Annotated in this window: 17 protein-coding genes and 1 pseudogene; 4 read left to right on the top strand and 14 right to left on the bottom strand. The window is 66.3% G+C overall.

Features of this window, described 5'->3' with window-relative positions; translation table 11 throughout:
* Window positions 1–163: 163 nt before the first annotated feature.
* Entirely contained in the window at window positions 164–997 is an 834-nt protein-coding gene (locus QXH22_RS30190; protein WP_306277841.1) for an SDR family oxidoreductase, read from the bottom strand.
* A gap of 54 nt (window positions 998–1051) precedes the next feature.
* On the bottom strand, window positions 1052–1993 hold the full coding sequence (locus QXH22_RS30195) for an enoyl-CoA hydratase (RefSeq protein WP_306247487.1): 942 nt from the start codon (window positions 1991–1993) through the stop codon (window positions 1052–1054).
* A gap of 118 nt (window positions 1994–2111) precedes the next feature.
* On the opposite strand from QXH22_RS30195, the gene QXH22_RS30200 reads away from it, so the two are divergent.
* From QXH22_RS30200 to QXH22_RS30210, 3 genes are read left to right on the top strand one after another with little or no spacing between them, the layout of a single operon-like run.
* Entirely contained in the window at window positions 2112–2276 is a 165-nt protein-coding gene (locus QXH22_RS30200) for a hypothetical protein (RefSeq protein ID WP_099051228.1), read from the top strand.
* Window positions 2276–3769, top strand: coding sequence for a trehalose-6-phosphate synthase (locus QXH22_RS30205; protein ID WP_306247477.1), 1494 nt, complete (start codon window positions 2276–2278; stop codon window positions 3767–3769). The genes QXH22_RS30200 and QXH22_RS30205 overlap by 1 nt, the downstream gene beginning before the upstream one ends.
* Window positions 3770–3817: 48 nt before the next feature.
* A complete protein-coding gene (locus QXH22_RS30210) occupies window positions 3818–4396 on the top strand; it encodes a hypothetical protein (RefSeq protein ID WP_306277842.1) in 579 nt (192 codons plus the stop codon).
* A gap of 18 nt (window positions 4397–4414) precedes the next feature.
* Here the strand turns inward: QXH22_RS30210 and QXH22_RS30215 are convergent, their stop codons facing one another.
* The 12 genes and pseudogenes from QXH22_RS30215 to QXH22_RS30270 all read right to left on the bottom strand — a co-directional run bounded on the left by QXH22_RS30215 (window position 4415) and on the right by QXH22_RS30270 (window position 16190).
* Entirely contained in the window at window positions 4415–4906 is a 492-nt protein-coding gene (locus QXH22_RS30215) for a mammalian cell entry protein (RefSeq protein WP_306277843.1), read from the bottom strand.
* Entirely contained in the window at window positions 4906–5637 is a 732-nt protein-coding gene (locus QXH22_RS30220) for a mammalian cell entry protein (protein WP_371934355.1), read from the bottom strand. The genes QXH22_RS30215 and QXH22_RS30220 overlap by 1 nt, the downstream gene beginning before the upstream one ends.
* A gap of 11 nt (window positions 5638–5648) precedes the next feature.
* Entirely contained in the window at window positions 5649–7319 is a 1671-nt protein-coding gene (locus QXH22_RS30225) for a virulence factor Mce family protein (RefSeq protein ID WP_306247472.1), read from the bottom strand.
* Window positions 7320–7330: 11 nt separating this feature from the next.
* Window positions 7331–8485: a virulence factor Mce family protein gene (locus QXH22_RS30230; RefSeq protein ID WP_306247470.1), complete on the bottom strand. Its 1155-nt coding sequence runs from the start codon at window positions 8483–8485 to the stop codon at window positions 7331–7333.
* Complete coding sequence (locus tag QXH22_RS30235; protein ID WP_306247468.1) at window positions 8482–9888, bottom strand: virulence factor Mce family protein; 1407 nt, start codon at window positions 9886–9888, stop codon at window positions 8482–8484. The genes QXH22_RS30230 and QXH22_RS30235 overlap by 4 nt, the downstream gene beginning before the upstream one ends.
* Before the next feature lie 10 nt (window positions 9889–9898).
* On the bottom strand, window positions 9899–10975 hold the full coding sequence (locus QXH22_RS30240; RefSeq protein WP_306277845.1) for a virulence factor Mce family protein: 1077 nt from the start codon (window positions 10973–10975) through the stop codon (window positions 9899–9901).
* Complete coding sequence (locus QXH22_RS30245) at window positions 10962–12017, bottom strand: MCE family protein (RefSeq protein ID WP_306247464.1); 1056 nt, start codon at window positions 12015–12017, stop codon at window positions 10962–10964. The genes QXH22_RS30240 and QXH22_RS30245 overlap by 14 nt, the downstream gene beginning before the upstream one ends.
* Window positions 12017–13218, bottom strand: a pseudogene (locus tag QXH22_RS30250) (virulence factor Mce family protein). The gene QXH22_RS30245 and the pseudogene QXH22_RS30250 overlap by 1 nt, the downstream one beginning before the upstream one ends.
* A 5-nt stretch (window positions 13219–13223) precedes the next feature.
* Complete coding sequence (locus QXH22_RS30255; protein WP_306247460.1) at window positions 13224–14066, bottom strand: ABC transporter permease; 843 nt, start codon at window positions 14064–14066, stop codon at window positions 13224–13226.
* Between the two features lie 44 nt (window positions 14067–14110).
* Complete coding sequence (locus QXH22_RS30260) at window positions 14111–14875, bottom strand: ABC transporter permease (protein ID WP_055581978.1); 765 nt, start codon at window positions 14873–14875, stop codon at window positions 14111–14113.
* Window positions 14876–15067: 192 nt separating this feature from the next.
* Window positions 15068–15973 (bottom strand): 3-oxoacyl-ACP reductase, encoded by a 906-nt coding sequence (locus QXH22_RS30265; RefSeq protein WP_306247458.1) that lies wholly within the window; start codon window positions 15971–15973, stop codon window positions 15068–15070.
* Between the two features lie 25 nt (window positions 15974–15998).
* On the bottom strand, window positions 15999–16190 hold the full coding sequence (locus tag QXH22_RS30270) for a ferredoxin (protein ID WP_055581977.1): 192 nt from the start codon (window positions 16188–16190) through the stop codon (window positions 15999–16001).
* A gap of 215 nt (window positions 16191–16405) precedes the next feature.
* Here QXH22_RS30270 and QXH22_RS30275 point away from each other — a divergent pair, with 215 nt between their 5' ends.
* Complete coding sequence (locus QXH22_RS30275; RefSeq protein ID WP_306247456.1) at window positions 16406–17587, top strand: acyl-CoA dehydrogenase; 1182 nt, start codon at window positions 16406–16408, stop codon at window positions 17585–17587.
* The last annotated feature ends 6 nt before the right edge of the window (window positions 17588–17593 follow it).

Genomic DNA, 17593 nt, shown 5'->3' on the forward strand with positions numbered 1-17593 from the left:
ACTGGTCCACGAGGTGGAAGGAAAACAAGAATTTGAACACACAGCCGGGTGTTGTCAAAAGACTTCACGAATTATCGGCAATGTGCAACGCACGTACCAGAATGGCGCCGCCAATTAGTCGGCGCAGCGCAATAACGACGAGCTATCGGCCGCTAGGGCGGCCCTACACCACTCCGCGCAGCGCCTCGGCGCCGAACATCTGCTCCATCATCGACGAGTAATCCGGGCCGCGGCGCAGCATGTGGCCACCGTCGACGTTGATGCACTGGCCGGTAATGAAGCTGGCGGCATCGCTGAGCAGGAACATGGCCAGGTTGGCGACGTCCTCGACCTCGCCCACCCGGGGCAGCGGCGTGCACAGCGCATAGTCGCCGCTGATCTCCGGAGACTGGATGACGCTGGCATCCACCAGGTCGGTACGGATCAGGCCGGGACGGATGCTGTTGGCCCGCACCCAGGACGGCCCGAGTTCGTCGGCGGCCAGCCGCATCATGTGATCGATGGCGGACTTGGTGACACCGTACGGCCCGAACCAGCGGTGGGTGTTGCTGGCGGCGATCGAGGAGATCGCCACGAAAGACCCGCCGCCGCCGCGCACCAGCTCCCGGGCGACGTGCTTGAGCACGTACATGGTGCCGTTGACGTTGAGGTCGACAGTGCGTCGCCAGGCCTCGGAGTCGGTGTGGGTGAGCGGCCCGATGGTCAGGGAGCCTCCGGCACTGTGCACGGCTCCGAACAACCGGCCGTGCCACGCCGTCGCGGCATCCACCACCCGGGCGACCTCGTCTTCGTTGGTGACGTCGGCCGGTTCGTAGCGAATGGATCCGGGCAGTTGCAGACCCTCGATTTCGGCGACGGCCGCGGCCAGCCGGTCCGCGTTGCGGCCGACGATCATGACCGATGCCCCGCCGTCCACCAGGCCGGTCGCCACCGCCTTGCCGATACCGCTGCCGCCGCCGGTGACCAGATACGTCCGGTCGGTGAATGAAAGCTGCACGGGCCGCCCTCTCGCCGAAAACTGAAACAGGTTCTAACTATCGAACCATGCTCCTTACGGCGTATCGCGGCGGGCGACCTTAGTCGGCCGCGCGGTGCGCCAGTCCTCGACGTCGGGCGGCAGGCCGACGGGGAACCTGTTCTCGTTGTGGGCCGCCCAGTGCGCGTGCCCGAGTTCGTGGACGTGAAACGCATGGCGCAGCGCCTCGGTGAAACCCATCGCATCAGCAGCGGCGTTGACCGACGCCTTCACCAGAAGCGATGCCATGGTGGGCCGTTCGGCGATGCGCCGCGCGAACTCCAGGGTCTTCTCCTCGAGGTCGTCGAGCGGGAAGACCTTGGACACCATGCCCAGTCGATAAGCCTCGTCGGCGTCCAGCGAATCACCGGTCAGCAGCAGCTCTTTGGCCTTGCGGGCACCGAATTCCCAAGGGTGGGCGTAATACTCGACGCCCGGCATGCCCAGCCGCACCGCGACGACGTCGCTGAACTTCGCGTTGTCGGCCGCCACGATCAGGTCGCACGCCCAGATCAGCATCAACCCGGCCGAGATCGCGTTGCCCTGCACCTGGGCGATGGTGATCTTGCGCAGGTCACGCCAACGGCGGGTGTTCTCGAAGAAGAAGTGCCACTCCTGGTGGTAGAGCTTCTCGACCACCGGCTCGAGGGTGCCACCGTGCGAGCGGAAGGTGGGGTGCTGATGCGGGCCGGGCTTGCGCTCGAGCACCGCTTCCTCCGACCCGAGGTCGTGGCCGGCAGAGAAGTTGCGGCCGCGTGCCGCCAGGATCACCACGCGCACGGTGTCGTCGGCTTCGGCGCGGGAGAACGCCTCGTCGAGCTGCACCAGCAGGGTGCGGTTCTGGGCGTTGTGAGCCTCTGGCCGATTCAGCCAGATCCGCGCAATGCGGCCCTCGTCCAGGGTTTCGTAGACCACCATCTGCGGCGGTTCGGCATTCTGGGACTCAGCACCGGCGCTGGTCTGATCGGAAACTGTCATTCCGCCCACCTCACTTGTCACGACGTGGCTTTACACATTACGGCGAGTGTGTAAGCGGGGAGCCGCTGGGTTGCGGACTCCGGACGGGCTATAGCACGTCTTGGCTTACAGTTAGTTAATGCCAACAAAAACGGACCATGGTGACATCGGCGACGTGGAACCGCTGGCCGACAGCACCGCAAGTCAGGCCCGGCGTGTCGTGGCCGCCTACGCCAACGACGCCGATGAGTGCCGCGTCTTCTTATCCATGCTCGGTATTGGTCCGGCGAAGCACGAAAGCTAATGGCTGCCAGGAGCAGCCGGGCTGCGAAGGCGGGCTTCGGCGACTCCGACTTCGTGGTGGTGGCCAACCGGCTGCCCGTCGACATGGAGCGGCTGCCTGACGGCAGCACCACCTGGAAGCGCAGTCCCGGCGGGCTCGTCACCGCTCTCGAGCCGCTGCTGCGCAAACGGCGCGGCGCCTGGATCGGCTGGCCCGGACTGGTCAGCGACGCCGTCGCCGAACCGGACGACGAGCCGATCATCCAGGACGAACTTCAGCTCCACCCGGTGTGGCTGAGCGCCCAGGACGTCGCGGACTACTACGAGGGTTTCTCCAACGCCACCCTGTGGCCGCTATACCACGACGTCATCGTCAAACCGATCTATCACCGCGAATGGTGGGACCGCTACGTCGACGTCAACCGCCGATTCGCCGAGGCCACCGCCCGCGCGGCCGCCAAGAACGGCACCGTCTGGGTGCAGGACTATCAGCTGCAGCTGGTGCCCAAGATGCTGCGGAGCCTGCGGCCGGACCTGACCATCGGATTCTTTCTGCACATCCCGTTCCCCCCGGTCGAACTGTTCAGGCAGCTGCCCTGGCGCACTGAGATCATCGAGGGTCTGCTGGGCGCCGATCTGGTGGGCTTCCACCTGGCCGGCGGCGCCCAGAACTTCCTGGTCCTGGCGCGGCAGCTGATCGGCGCCAACACCTCCCGGGGTTCGGTCGGCGTGCGGTCACGGTTCGGAGAGGTGGAGTACGACTCCCGCGTGGTGCGGGTGGGTGCATTCCCGATCTCGATCGACTCCGGCGCACTCGACCACGCTGCCCGCGACCGCAACATCAGGCGGCGGGCCCGGGAGATCCGCGCGGAACTCGGCAACCCGCGCAAGGTGCTGCTGGGCGTCGACCGGCTCGACTACACCAAGGGCATCGACGTGCGGCTGCGAGCCTTCAACGAGTTGCTCGAAGAGGGCCGCGCCAAGCGGGACGACACCGTGCTGATCCAGTTGGCCACCCCCAGCCGCGAGCGTGTCGAGAGCTACCAGATTCTGCGCAACGACATCGAACGGCAGGTGGGGCATATCAACGGCGAGTACGCCGAGGTCGCCCATCCGGTGGTGCATTACCTGCACCGCCCGGTCCCCCGGGACGAACTCATCGCGTTCTTCGTCGCCAGCGACGTCATGCTGGTCACCCCGCTGCGGGACGGAATGAATCTGGTGGCCAAGGAGTACGTCGCGTGCCGCAGCGACCTCGGCGGCGCCCTGGTCCTGTCCGAATTCACTGGCGCCGCAGCAGAATTGCGTCAGGCCTATTTGGTGAACCCGCATGATTTGGAGGGCGTCAAGGACGCCATCGAAGCGGCGCTCACCCAGACCGAGGAAGAGGGCCGGCGCCGCATGCGCGCGATGCGCCGGCAGGTGCTCGCCCACGACGTAGACCGTTGGGCCCGTTCGTTTCTCGACGCGCTGGCGTCCGGGGCCGAAGACGCGCAACCGACCGCGCGCAGCTGAGCGCCCGATTCGATGGTTTTCGCGCCGGATCGCTGTGATACTGGACGCGTGAGAATCCGTCGCGGGCTGGCCGCCGGTGCCGCCATCGGCTCGGCCGTCGCAGCAGGCATGGCGTTGCAATCGGAAAACCCGGCGTATGCCATCGGTCCTCCCGCGGACGGCGCCTACACGTTGAACGAGGCGGGCGTCTCCGGCGCCACCTGGAACATCACCGCGCTGTGCGCGCAGCCGTCGGGCACCCGCAATATGAACGACTATTCCGACCCGATCGTGTTCGCGATGAACTGCGCGCTGAACGTGGTGAGCACAACGCCGGCGAACAACAGCCGCGCCGAGCACCTGCAGAACTTCAGCGCGCGGGCGCGGATGAGCAGCATGCTGTGGACCTTCACCATCAGCAAGGCCGAGGGTGTGGCCTGTCCCAGCGGCGGCTTCGGCGAGACCACCGAGACCTACGCGTTCAGCGACGAAACCCTGACGGGTACCCACACCACCTTGCACGGCGCGGTGTGCGGCATGCAGCCGGACATGAAGAAGGAACCGTTCTCGCTGCAACTCGCCGGACCGCCGCCCAGCCCGGTGCAGCGTTATCCGATGGACTGCAACGAGATTGCGATCTGCTTCTAGAGCGGTTCTAGAGCAGGTCTAGATCGGCGTGATGTAGGAGATCAGCCACTTGCCGTCGACGCGCTTGAACTCCACCCGCAACCTGCTGCCGTCATAGTGCGGCTCGCGTGACTTGTCGGTGACGATGCGGTTCATGTAGACCATCGCGGTCGCCGAATCGCGTTTGGCTGCCATGACTCCCACGCCGACCACGTTCGCCTGGACCACCATCTCGCGCCTCTTGGCCTCGGGGATGATCTGCGCGTTGACGACCTTCTTGAACTCCTGGCGGTAATCCGGCGTCAGCAACGGATACACGTCGTTGAGGCTGCGCTCGATGGTCTGGAAGTCGTAGCCGAAGAACTGCGGGATCTCCTTCTCGGCCAGCTTGGGCAATTCCGCCCGCGCGGCCTGTTCACCCCTGGCCTCCACCCGGTCCCAGTAGAACCAGCCGCCGACTGCCGACAACCCCACCACCGCGGCGATGGCCAGGGCACCGGCGACCGAGAACAGCCACCGCGACCAGCGCATCAGTTGCCCCCGTCGGGGTAGGTCAGGTCATAGCCGGTCATCTGGCCGCGCTCGTCCTGATGCACGATGACCCGCAACCGGTACGGCTGGGACGGCTTGTTCACCCCGTCGATGTCGGCGACGGTCACCCGCACCGCGACCAGCACCGAGGCGTTGTCGCTGACGTTGTCGATGCTCTCCAGGGCGGCACCGTTGATCACCGCTTCGGAGGTCGCGTTGGTCTTGCGGAACAACTGCTTGAGGAACTCGACGTTCTCCGCCCCGAACTTGCTGCGCAGCGGGCCGCTGGTGCCGTTGACGAACCGGTTCACCGACTCGTCGATGGTGTCCTGGGTGTAGCTGAACATGTTCACCACGGTCTGCGAGGCGGTGTCGACGAAGCGCTGCTCGCGGGCCTGCCGGGCCTCGGCCGCGCGGTGTTGACCGACCAGAACCACGACGCCCCACACCAGTCCGGCGATCACTACGACCGAGGCGGCCAGGGAGACCCAGCCGACCATCCGGCCGTGCGGCCGGCGTCGCCGCGGCGGCCGCGCGCTGATGGTCTTCTTCTTGGACGGTCGCTTCGGCGCGGTTTTGTTAGCCTGCCGGATCCCGGAGCCGGTGTCGGTTTCTGACCCGGTGGCGCCGTCGACCTCCGCCCCCGCGCTGACCTGCGCGCCTTTCGGCGGACCCGCCGCGCGCGACGCCCGGCGGCGGACGCGCTGGGTCGTCGCCTGTTCTTCTGTCACCACTGGATCCACTAAGAGGTTTTCGGAGCGAGCATGAGGTCCACCCAGCTTTCGGCGCTGGAGGGACCGGTAACGCCGGACGCGAAGATACCAGTGCCGCCGGAAGGATCCTTGAACCGGCCGGTAGACGGGTCGTACGTCGTGGTGTAGCCGGCCCCGTTGGCCTCCGCCGGACCGGTGCCGACCGGCGGCCCCGGCGGCTCGATGTACTTGGGGTACGGGAGCTGCGGTGGCTCCGGCGGGTAGTTCGGCGGCATCCACGACGGATTACCCGGCGGCGGCGGGACGTTGTTGGGCGGCGGCGGGTCGTAGGCCGGCTGATGTGGTGCCGGACCCGGGCCGGGTGTCACCCCCGGGGGCGGGGGCCCGACGATCGGCGTCCCCGGATCGGGATCGGCTCCCGGCGGGATGAACGGGAAGTGGTTCGGCGGCAGGACGTTCAGCCCGTTGGTGACCGGGGTGCCGTACGGGATCGGTGGTCCTCGCCAGGGGTTGGTGCCGACCGGGACGTACCCACGCGGGTCGCGGCACAACTGCACCGTCGGTGCCCGCTTTCCGGGGAACTCCTGGCACGGGTAGTTGCGCGCGCCACGCACGGTGCTTGGATCATTCTGCGCGGTCTTGCAGTACATGTCGCGCGGGACTTCCCGCACCGTCTCGTCGGCCGGCGTGCGCATCAGGGGCGCCGGAATGAAGCCGGTGCTGCACGGCGGCGGGTCGTTCAGGTCGAGCTTGAAGTCCAGCTTCGCGCCCTCGTCCTGCGGTTCGCCGCCAGCCGCCGTCGTGATCGCGGCGAACAGCGCCGGGAACACGACGAGGAGTTGCTCGATCGATTTGTGGTAGATGACGCCGACCCGGCCCAGATTCGCCATGTTGGCCGCGAGCGCCGGGAACGACGGGCGGATACCGCTGAAGGTCTCGTTGGCCTCGTCGAGCGCACCCGGCGCGGTGGCCAGCGTGTCGCGCAGCCGCGGGTCGGCCCGGCGCACCTCGGAAGTGAAGCGGGCGAGCCCGTCCGACAGCGACTTGATGTCGGCGCCGGCGCGCACCTGGGCCTGCAGGAACGGTCCGGCCTGGTCGATCAGCTGGGAGACCTGCGGGTAGTTGGTGTTGGCCTCATCGACCAGCAGCCGGGCTGATTCGACCAGCCTGGCCAGTTCCGGACCGGTGCCGTTGGTCGCCAGGAACGCCTCGTGCAGCACCTCGCGCAAGCGGGTGTCGCCGAGGCTGTTGACCAATGTCTCGGCCTTCTTGAGCAGGTCGGCGACGTCCTGACCGATGCGGGTGTTGGCACGGTCGATCTTGGCTCCGTTGCGCAGCTTGCCCGGCGCGGGGTTGGCCGGCGGCACCAGGTCGATGTACTGCTCACCGATCGCCGACACGCTCTTGACCGTCGCGGTGACGTTCGACGGGATCGGGGTCCCGCTGTTGAGCCGCATCTCGGCGGTGACGCCGCTCGGGTTCAGTTGCACCGAGTCCACCCGGCCCACGGCGACGCCGCGGTAGGTGACGTTGGCGTTCTTGTAGATGCCGCCGCCGGCGACGAAATCGGCGCTCACACCGTAAGTTCCGATGCCGAACGTGGACGGCAGGCGCAGATAGAAGATCGCCATCACGGTCAGCGTGATCACGGTGATAGCCGCGAATATGGACAGCTGGATCTTGGTAAGTCTGTCGATCATCGTCCCCGCCTCTACTGCGCCGCCGTGCCGGGCGGGATCTTGAACGGGTCGGCCGCTTGTCCGGACAGGTTGGCCATTTCGCCCATCAGGAAGTCGGGTGCATTGAGCACCTCATCCATGTGCATCATGTTCGGGTCCATGGCGTAGCTGGTGGTGAAGAACGTCTCACCGAGCCGGCGCAGAGTCAGGTCGAACGTGGTGAAGACGTTCAGGTAGTCGCCGCGCACCGCCTGCTTGATGCCGAAGTTCGGGAACGGGAACGTCAGCATGATCTGCAACGAGGTGACGAAGTTCTTCCTGTTGTCGTTGAGCGCCTTGATCGCCGAATACAGGTCCTTGAGGTCGGCGGCGAAGTCGGCCTTGGTCTTGGACAGCACGTTGGAGGTGACCATCGCCAGCTTGTTCAGGGCGCTGAATGCCTGAACGATGTTGTCCCGGTTCTTGTTCAGCACCCGCAGCGCGTCGGGCAACGTGTCCAGCGCCCGGCCCAGATTGTCCTTGTCGCGGGCCAGGATCGAGGAGAACCGGTTCAGCCCCTCGACGGCGGAAATGATGTCGTTGACCTGTTTGTTGAGGCCCGACGTCAGCTCCGCCAGCCGCGGCACCAGGTCGACGAACTGGCCCTGCCGCCCGGCCACGGCCTGATAGGTCTCGTCGGTGATCTCTTCCAGCGCACCGACATTGCCCTTGTTGACCACCACGCCCAGCGCCGAGAAGACCTCCTCGGTGGTCGGGAAGCGGCCCGTCCTGGACTCCGGAATGCGCGATCCGTTGCCCAGCCGGCCCGTCGGGGCCTGGTCGGTGGGCGGAGCCAGGTCGATGTGCAGAGAACCCAGCAGCGAGGTCTGGGCAACCTTGGCGACCGCGTTGGCCGGCAGCACCACGTTCTTGTCCAGCGCGAGTTTCACTGCGGCGTAAAAGGATCCGTCGGAACGCTGCTCGGCCGAGATGCCGGACACACTGCCCACCGTGACGTCGTCGACCATGACCGGCGAGTTCTGCGGCAACGTCGACACATCGGGCAGTTCGACGGTGATCGAATACGCGCCACCACCGTGACCGGCGGTGCCGGGCAGCGACAGGGAGTTCAGACCACCGAACGAGCAACCGGCCAACAGGGTGCTGCCCGTGACGAATACGCCGGCGCGCAACAGGATTCGCTTCATCGACCCGCTCCTTGCTCGGCAGGCAGCGGTCCGGGTGCCGCAGCGGGGGCGGCGGGGGCGGGACCCGGCGCGGGCCCGTACCCCGGTGGCGATGCCGGGCCGGGACCGGGGGCATTCGGGACGAACAGGTTCTGCAGGTCCGTGACGTTGCTCGGCGCCGGCTGGCCCGAACCCTTGGCCGGAATCCAGGTCAGTTCCGGAACGGGCGTCTCCGCCTTGGCCGCGGTGGCCGGGGTGTCATAGATGATCTGCCCCTTGTAGGCCGTGATGGTGTTGATCGGGTGGAACATGATCGGCGGGAAGTTCACGGTGAGCCGGCGCAGCACCGGGCCGAGGCGCTCGCGGCAGATCTCGGCGCGCTTGAAGTATTCCGGTCCCGACGGCCCCGCCGCGGTGTCGAAGGAACCACCGCAGATGAACTGCACCGGGTTCAGGAAGTTGGGCAGTGAGAGCAGACCGTTCAGGGTGCCCTGCGCGGGGTCATAGATGTTGTAGAAGTTCGTGATACCGGGACCCGCGACGTGCAGCACCTGCTCGATGTTCTCGCTCTGGTCGCTCAGGGTCTGGGTGAAGTCGGTGAGCTGGTTGACCGTCTCGATCAGCGTCGCGTTGTTCTCGTGCAGGAATCCCCGGACGTCCGACAGGGCCTGGTTGAGCGATCCCAGGGTGTGGTCGAGGTCCCGGGAACTGTCGGCGAGCACCTGCGACACCGACGCCACATGCCCGGCGAATTGCACGATCTGTTCGTTGCTCTGCGACAGCGCGTCGACGAGCACCTGCAGGTTCTTCACCGTGCCGAAGATGTCGCTGCGCGAATCCCCAAGTCGCCCAGCGACTTGCGCAAGCTCGCGCAAGGCGTTGTGGAAGGAGTCGCCGTTGCCGTTGAGGGTGTCCGCGGCCTGGTTGATCGCCGCGCCCAACGGGCCCTGCATCTCGCCGGCCGCCGGGCTCAGCGAGACCGACAGTTGGGTCAGCGCTTCCTTGACCTCGTCCCACTCCACCGGGACCGCGGTGCGGGTCAGGTCGATGCTGGCGCCGTCCGGCAACGAGGGGCCGCCGGTGAACGCCGGGGTGAGCTGGATGAAGCGGGCTGCCACCAGGTTCGGCGACATGATCACGGCCTTGGCGTCCGCCGGGATCTTGAGGCCGTCCTTGACCTTCATGGTGATCTTGACGTCGGCCGGCCGCGGTTCGATCGACTCGATCTCGCCCACCGGCACGCCCAGGACGCGCACCTGGTCACCGGGGTAGAGCCCGACGGCCGAGGTGAAGTAGGCCGTGAGCTTGCGTCCCCCGCCGCCGGCCGAGAACAGCACGTAGGCGCCACCCACCAGCACCGCCACCAGGACGACGATGGTGACGGTCCGCCAACCCTTGCTACCGAAGCGCTTCGCTGTTGTCAAATGGACTCGATCATGGTGATTTCGGCCTAATCGTCCACCGTTCCTGGATCATGCCGCGCAGGTAGTCGGCGAAGCTGTCCGGCAGCTTGCCCGGCTGGAAGACCGCGTCGAACATGGTGGCCACCAGCGGCGCCGGGATGGCGCCGAAGACGTTGACGTTGAAGCCGGGACCGGAGCCGACCACCTCGCCCAGTGTGGTGGCGTACGTCGGCAACCTCTTGAGTGCCTCGGTGATGTAGTCGCGGCGCTCGTTCAGGTTGGCCAGCACCTGGTTGATCTTGGTCAGGGCGGGACCGAACTCCTTGCGGTTGTCGTTGACGAAGCCGGACAACTGGGCGGACACGTCGTCGATGCCGGAGATCAGCGCGCTCAACGCGGAGCGGCGCTCATCCAGCGCGGCGAACAGTTGGTCGCCCTGGTCCACCAGCTTCTTCACCTGCCCGGCACGGTCGGACAACACCGCCGTCACCGACTTGGCGTGCGCAAGCAGACCCTGCAGCGCTTCGTCACGGCTGTTGAGGGTGCGCGACAGGGTCGTCACGCCGTCCAGCGCGCCGCGCAACCCGGGGGTCGCGTCGTGCAGCGTCTCGGTGAGCACTTTCAGCGCGTGTTCGAACTGTGGCTTGTTGAGGTTGTTCGCGTTCTGCCCGAGGTCCTCGAGCGCGCCGGCCAGGGTGTAGGGCGTGGTGGTCCGGCTGAGCGGAATGGTGGTCGCGTTGCCCGAGCCGCCGGGGCTCACCGAGATCGAACGCTCGCCGAGGATGGTGTCGGTGCGGATCGCGGCCAGCGACTGGTCGCCGACGACGACGTGCCGGTCGACGCTGAAGGTGACCTTGGCGGTGTCACCGGCCAGTTCGACGTCGGACACCTTGCCCACCTTGACGCCGGAGACCAGCACGTTGTTGCCGGGCGTGATGCCGCCCGCGTCGCTGAAGTACGCCGTGTAGGTCTTGCCCTGCGGCCAGAACGGCAGCCCCGAGTAGCCGAAGGCGATGAGGACGACGAAGGTCACGACCGCCAGGCCGATGATGCCGGTGCGGAGCGGATCCTGGTCGCGCTTGCTGCCTGGCTTCTTATTGCTTGGCAAAGGCGCACCTCCCCTTGCTGGAATCCACCTGGCCGCCGAGGCCCAACCGGATGTCGGAACCCGCCGGCCCGTTGATCTTGATCGTCACCGAGCAGAAGTAGATGTTGAAGAACGAACCGTAGGTGCCCAGTGCCGCCAGCCGCAGGTAGTCCTCGCCGAGTTGCTCGACGTCGTTGTTGATCTCGGCTTTGCGGGTGTCGAGCTCGGTGGCGAACGGCCGTGCATTCTCCAGGACTCCCTGCAGCGGGCGGCGCGAATTGCGCAGCAGCTCAGTGAGATCCGTGACGGTCGAGGCCAGCGGCGGGATGGCTCCGGCGATGGTGTCCTTGTTCTTGGCCAGCCCCTCGATCAGCTGCTGCAGCTGGTCGACGCTGGCCGAGAACTGGGCGCTGCGCTGGTCGACGGTGCCCAGAACCGTGTTGAGGTTGGTGATCACGTCGCCGATCAGCTGGTCGCGCTTGCCCAGCGCGTTGGAGAAGCTGCTGGTGTCGGCGAGCACGTTGGCCAGCGCGCCGCCCTGACCCTGCAACAGTTCGATGACGGCGCTGCTGATCGTGTTGATCTTGTCGGCGTCCAGGCCTTTGAGCACCGGCTTGAGCCCACCGAGCAGCGCGTCGAGATCGAGCGCGGGCTGGGTGTGCTGGGAGTTCATCGTCCCGCCGGGCGGCAGCTTGCGCAGTTCACCGGGGCCGGAGGTGATCTCCAGGAACCGGTCGCCGACCAGGTTCTCGTAGCGGATCACCGCGCGGCTGGATGAGTACAGCGTGTAGCGGGCGTCGACACCGAATTCCACGTCGACGGTGTTGTCGGGGTTGAGCTTCACCCCGGACACCGCGCCGACGGGCACACCGGCGATACGCACCTTCTGGCCACCCTTGAGCTTGGAGGCGTCCAGGAATGTGGCGTGATAGGTGTTCTCCGAACCGAACCGGAAGTCGCCGAACACCACCACCAGGGCGGCACTGGCCAGCACCATCGTCACGACGAAGATGCCGACCTTGATCATCATCGACCGGTGCGACGGCATTGCTCCGGAGGCCATCAGAAATCGTCCCGCTCTGCGAAGGCGCCATGGAAGAGGAACTGCAGGGTCGACGGCGCGTCGAACTGCAACTCGGTGAACGGCTCGTAGGGGATGTCGCGTTGTCGGTGACCAGGAACGGCGCCCGGTAGTACGACCCGCCGGTCTGCTTGGTGGGGATGTCGGGCAGGCCGCGGCAGTTCGGGCCGCCGGAGGCGTTAACGTTCGGCAGGCTCTCGGGATACGTGTAGGCCGGGGCGCCGATCACGAAGCTTGACGAGGTGAACAGGCCCGCCTTGCGCACGCCGATCAACGGGGCGAACTCCTTGATGCCGCGGTCGATGCCGGCGAGCAGGCAGCCGAACTCCGGCGAGTAGTCGGCCGCCACTTTCAGCGGGGCCCGCAGCCGGTTGATGGTGTCGATCAGGTTCTGCTCGGCCGGCGCTAGTGTCTCGTAACCGTTGTTGGCCAGACCGATTGCGGCCAGCAGCGTGGTGTTGAGGTTGGTCTGCTCGTCGACGACCGTCTTGCTGATCGTCGGGAGATTCGCGAACACCGTGTTCAGATCGGGCGCGGCGTCACCGTAGATGTTGGTCACGATGCCGGCCTTGCGGAAATCCTCCTGCAGTGTCGGCAGTTTCGGATTCGCTTGGCGGGTCAGCGTATTGAGTCCGGACAGCAGCGCCCCCAGGTCGTCGCCGTGGCCGCGCAGGCCTTCCGACAGCGCGCTCAGGGTGCCGTTCAACTCGACCGGGTCGACTTTGTGCAGCAGGTTGGTCAACGACTGGAACAGCGTGTTGACCTCTAGCTGTACCGCGGAGGCCTCCACCGTGGCGTTCGGGCGAATCGACGTCGGCGACGGGCTCTGGGGCGGGATGAACTCCACCGACTTGGCACCGAAAATCGTGTTGCCCGCGATGTGCACCGTGGCGTTGGACGGGATGAAATGCAGGTCGTCGCTGTAGATGGCCAGCTTGAGGCGCGCCTGGTCGCCGCTGTAGCTGATGTCTTCGACCTTGCCGATCTGGATGCCGCGGAACTTGACCTTGGCACCCGGCTCCATCACCAGTCCGGCGCGCTTGGACGCGACCGTCACCGTCTGGGTCGAGGTGAATGCCGCGGTGTAGGACAGGTAGGTCAGCACCGCCGCCGCCACCATCAAACCAGCGAGCGTCGCCGCGGCCAGTCGGCCCGCGGTTCGTCGTGATCCTATGCCTGCCATAGCCCTTACCCCGAGAGGTTGAAGTTGCCGGACGCCCCGTATACAGCGAGCGAGATGAGCAGGGTGATGACGACGACGACGATCAGCGAGGTGCGCACCGCCTGGCCGACGGCAATGCCCACGCCGACCGACCCGCCGCTGGCGTTGTAGCCGTAATAGGTGTGCACCAGCATGACCGCGATCGACATGGCGATGGCCTGCGCGAACGACCACAACAGGTCCGAGGGGATCAGGAAGGTATTGAAGTAGTGGTCGTACAGGCCCGCGGACTGTCCGTTGATGAACACCGTGGTGAAGCGGGCGGCAAAGAAGGCGGCCAGCACCGACAGTGAGTACAGCGGGATGATGGCCACCAGTCCCGCGATCAGCCGGGTCGACACCAGGTAGGACACCGAGTGCACCGCCATGCATTCGACGGCGTCGATCTCCTCGGAGACCCGCATCGCGCCCAGCTGGGCGGTGGCGCCGGCGCCGATGGTGGCGGCCAGCGCGATGCCGGCGATGACCGGGGCGACGACGCGAACGTTGAGGAACGCCGAGAGGAAGCCGGTGAGCGCCTCGATACCGATGTTGCCCAGCGACGAATAACCTTGCACGGCAATGACACCGCCGGAGGCCAGCGTGAGGAAGGCCGCGACGCCGACGGTGCCGCCGATCATGATCAACGCACCGGCGCCCAGCGTCATCTCGGCGATGAGGCGGATGGTCTCCTTGCGGTACTTCGTGACGGCGTTGGGGATGTAGCGCACGGTTTCGCCGTAGAACAGCGCCTGCTCGCCGAAGTTGTCGACCGGCGCGGCGAACCTCGAGAAGAAGCGCTTGAAGCGGAGTGTGGCGTCGTAGCTCATCGCATCTTCACCATCGCTCGTTGGCCGTCATCTGTTACCCGCACCTACTTGGCCGAGATTCTGACGCCGATGGCGGTCATGACGACGTTGATCACGAAGAGGCAGATGAACGCGTAGACCACCGTTTCGTTGACGGCGTTGCCGACGCCCTTGGGTCCGCCCTTGACGGTGAGGCCGCGGTAGCAGCCGACCAGTCCCGCCATCACTCCGAACAGCAGCGCCTTGACTTCGGCGAGGATCAGCTCACGCAGCCCGGTGAGCACGGTCAGTCCGTTGATGAACGCGCCCGGGTTGACCCCCTGCAGGAAAACGGAGAACGCGTAACCCCCGGACAGGCCGATGATGCAGACCAGTCCGTTGAGCAGCAGCGCGACCAGGGTGGAGGCCAGCACGCGGGGCACCACCAGTCGCTGGATGGGATCGATACCGAGGACCCGCATCGCGTCGATTTCCTCGCGGATGGTGCGGGCACCCAGGTCAGCGCAGATGGCGGTGGCACCGGCTCCGGCCACCACGAGCACGGTGACGATCGGGCCGAGCTGGGTGATGGTGCCGAATGCCGTTCCGGCGCCGGACAAGTCGGCGGCGCCGATCTCGCGCAGCAGGATGTTCAGGGTGAACGCGACGAGCACCGTGAAGGGGATGGACACCAGCAGGGTGGGAACCAGTGACACCCGCGCGACCATCCACGTCTGGTCCAGGAACTCCCGCATCTGAAACGGCCGCCGGAAGGCGGCACGTGCGGTCTCGATCGACATCTCGAAGAAGCCGCCGACAGCTCGGGCCGGAACGGCAACTTTTTGCAACAAGCCCGGGTCCCCCAATCTGTTGCTCGCGGCGAAGTTCGGTCTGCCCTGAACACACCGTTGGATGACTCGTTGCTTGGTGTGAGCCGGCTCATACTAACTAGAACAAGTTCTGAGTGTCGATGAAGCTCGAAAAATTTTGTGGCAATTATGCCTAGCTGGTATTTCCCCTCTACCTGTGTCCGGTACGGCGGGTCAGTCCATCAGACCGGTGGCGGCGAAGTTCACTTCGGGGTCGCGGTCGGCGAAGTAGCCCTGCAGCGTCTGGCTCAGTTGCGCCGGATCCCAGGCCGCGCCGCCGGCGTCGAACTGGTGCTCGGCGGTGGGCGCCGCCACCAGAGTGACGCGCGGACCGTAGACGATGAACACCTGACCGTTGACGTCGGCGGCCGCCGGCGAGGCCAGGAACTGCACCAGGCTCACCACGTGCTCGGGCGACAAGGGGTCGATCTCGGCGTCTTCAGGTGCCGCGCCGAACACGTCGGCCGTCATCGCGGTGCGTGCGCGGGGGCAGATCGCGTTGGCGCACACGCCATATCGGCCCAGCGCCCGGGCCGCCGACAGGGTCAGGGCGGTGATGCCGGCTTTGGCGGCGCCGTAGTTGGCCTGCCCCACCGGGCCGACCAGACCGGCCTCTGAGGAGGTGTTGACGATGCGGCCGAAAACCCGGCCGTCGCCTTCCTTCGCCTTGCTGCGCCAGTAGGTGGCGGCGTTGCGGGTCAGCAGGAAATGTCCGCGCAGGTGCACGGCGATCACCTGGTCCCAGTCCTCGTCGCTCATGTTGAACAGCATCCGGTCGCGGGTGATGCCGGCGTTGTTGATGACGATGTTCAGGCCGCCCAGACCGTCGGCCGTGGCGACGAGTTCGTCTGCCGTCTCGCGCTTGCTGATGTCGCCGGCCACCGCCACCGCCTTGGCGCCCGCCGAGCTGATCTCGTCGAGGACGTCGGAGGAGTCCAGGCCGGAGGCGATGTCGTTGACGACGACGGTCGCACCCAGCCGGGCCAGGCCGATGGCCTCGGCGCGGCCCAGGCCCGCGGCGGCACCGGTCACCACCGCGACCTTGCCGGACAGATCGGTCGCGTTCGTAGTGCTACTCAATTTATGAATACCTCTAGTTTCTTCGTCAGTCCTCGCGCAGCAGCGCCGCCCGCGGGCATTCCGCGATCGCCTGCTCGGCCAGATCCTCCTGATCCGGCGGAATGGGATCGGTCTTCACGACGGCATAGTCCTCGTCGTCCAGGTCGAAGATATCGGGTGCAATTCCCAAGCACACCGCGTTACCTTCGCACCGGTCACGGTCGACGATCACTCGCATGGCACCCTCCTTGAAACCTGGGCTGGAGTAGGGAAACACGCCTGGTCCAAACTCGATCAGTATCCAGCACCACCCTAGGGCCCTGATACGGATGACCATAGGGTCGCTGGATTCCCAGACTAGAACGTGTTACAACCGGGAGAACGAATGGGTGGCCGCCGGCGTGGTTTCGGTGCCCGCCCACAGAGACGATCGCTCGATCGGAGGCGGCGGGAATGCGCATCAGTTACACCCCCGAACAGGAGGAGCTGCGTCGCGAGCTGCGGTCCTACTTCACCAAGCTGATGACACCGGAGCGCCGTGAGGCGCTGAGCTCGGTACAGGGCGAATACGGCACCGGCAACGTGTACCGCGAGACCGTCGCGCAGATGGGCAAAGACGGGTGGCTCACCCTGAACTGGCCCAAGGAGTACGGCGGCCAGGACCGCGAGCCGATGGACTCGCTGATCTTCACCGACGAAGCGGCGATCGCGGGCGCACCGGTGCCGTTCCTGACGATCAACAGCGTGGCCCCGACGATCATGGCCTTCGGCACCGACGAGCAGAAGAAGTTCTTCCTGCCCAAGATCGCCGCGGGCGAGCTGCATTTCTCCATCGGCTATTCGGAGCCGGGGGCGGGCACCGACCTGGCCAACCTGCGCACCACCGCGGTGCGCGACGGCGACGAGTACGTGATCAACGGCCAGAAGATGTGGACCAGCCTGATCGCCTACGCCGATTGGGTATGGCTCGCGGTACGCACCAACCCGGAAGCCAAGAAGCACCGCGGCATCTCGATGCTGGTGGTGCCCACCACCGCCGAAGGATTCTCGTGGACGCCGGTGCACACCATGGCCGGTCCGGACACCAGCGCCACCTACTACACCGACGTGCGGGTGCCGGTGACCAACCTGATCGGCGAGGAGAACGCGGGCTGGAAGCTGGTGACCAACCAGCTCAACCACGAGCGGGTCGCACTCGTCTCGCCGGCCCCGATCTTCATGTGCCTGCGCGAAGTTCGGGAATGGGCCCAGAACACCAAGGACGCCGGCGGCGGACGGCTCATCGACTCGGAGTGGGTGCAGCTCAACCTGGCCCGCGTGCACGCCAAGGTCGAAGTGCTCAAGCTGATCAACTGGGAGCTCGCGTCTGCGTCGAGTGAAAACCTCTCCCCCGCAGACGCTTCAGCGGCCAAGGTGTTCGGGACCGAACTGGCCACCGAGGCCTACCGGCTGCTCATGGAGGTGCTGGGCACCGCGGCGACGCTACGTCAGGACTCCCCCGGCGCCCTGCTGCGGGGCCGGGTCGAGCGGATGCACCGGGCGTGCCTGATCCTGACCTTCGGCGGCGGCACTAACGAAGTCCAGCGCGACATCATCGGCATGGTTGCCCTCGGGCTGCCCCGGGCCAACCGCTGAATTTTC

It is taken from the genome of Mycobacterium sp. TY814, from assembly GCF_030755175.1.
Taxonomy (GTDB): domain Bacteria; phylum Actinomycetota; class Actinomycetes; order Mycobacteriales; family Mycobacteriaceae; genus Mycobacterium.

Coding starts and splice junctions, on each gene's coding strand:
- QXH22_RS30195 (WP_306247487.1), bottom strand. CDS start 1,993: ATGACAGTTTCCGATCAGACCAGCGCCGGTGCTGAGTCCCAGAATGCC.
- QXH22_RS30200 (WP_099051228.1), top strand. CDS start 2,112: ATGCCAACAAAAACGGACCATGGTGACATCGGCGACGTGGAACCGCTG.
- QXH22_RS30205 (WP_306247477.1), top strand. CDS start 2,276: ATGGCTGCCAGGAGCAGCCGGGCTGCGAAGGCGGGCTTCGGCGACTCC.
- QXH22_RS30215 (WP_306277843.1), bottom strand. CDS start 4,906: ATGCGCTGGTCGCGGTGGCTGTTCTCGGTCGCCGGTGCCCTGGCCATC.
- QXH22_RS30225 (WP_306247472.1), bottom strand. CDS start 7,319: ATGATCGACAGACTTACCAAGATCCAGCTGTCCATATTCGCGGCTATC.
- QXH22_RS30230 (WP_306247470.1), bottom strand. CDS start 8,485: ATGAAGCGAATCCTGTTGCGCGCCGGCGTATTCGTCACGGGCAGCACC.
- QXH22_RS30245 (WP_306247464.1), bottom strand. CDS start 12,017: ATGGCCTCCGGAGCAATGCCGTCGCACCGGTCGATGATGATCAAGGTC.
- QXH22_RS30255 (WP_306247460.1), bottom strand. CDS start 14,066: ATGAGCTACGACGCCACACTCCGCTTCAAGCGCTTCTTCTCGAGGTTC.
- QXH22_RS30270 (WP_055581977.1), bottom strand. CDS start 16,190: ATGCGAGTGATCGTCGACCGTGACCGGTGCGAAGGTAACGCGGTGTGC.
- QXH22_RS30275 (WP_306247456.1), top strand. CDS start 16,406: ATGCGCATCAGTTACACCCCCGAACAGGAGGAGCTGCGTCGCGAGCTG.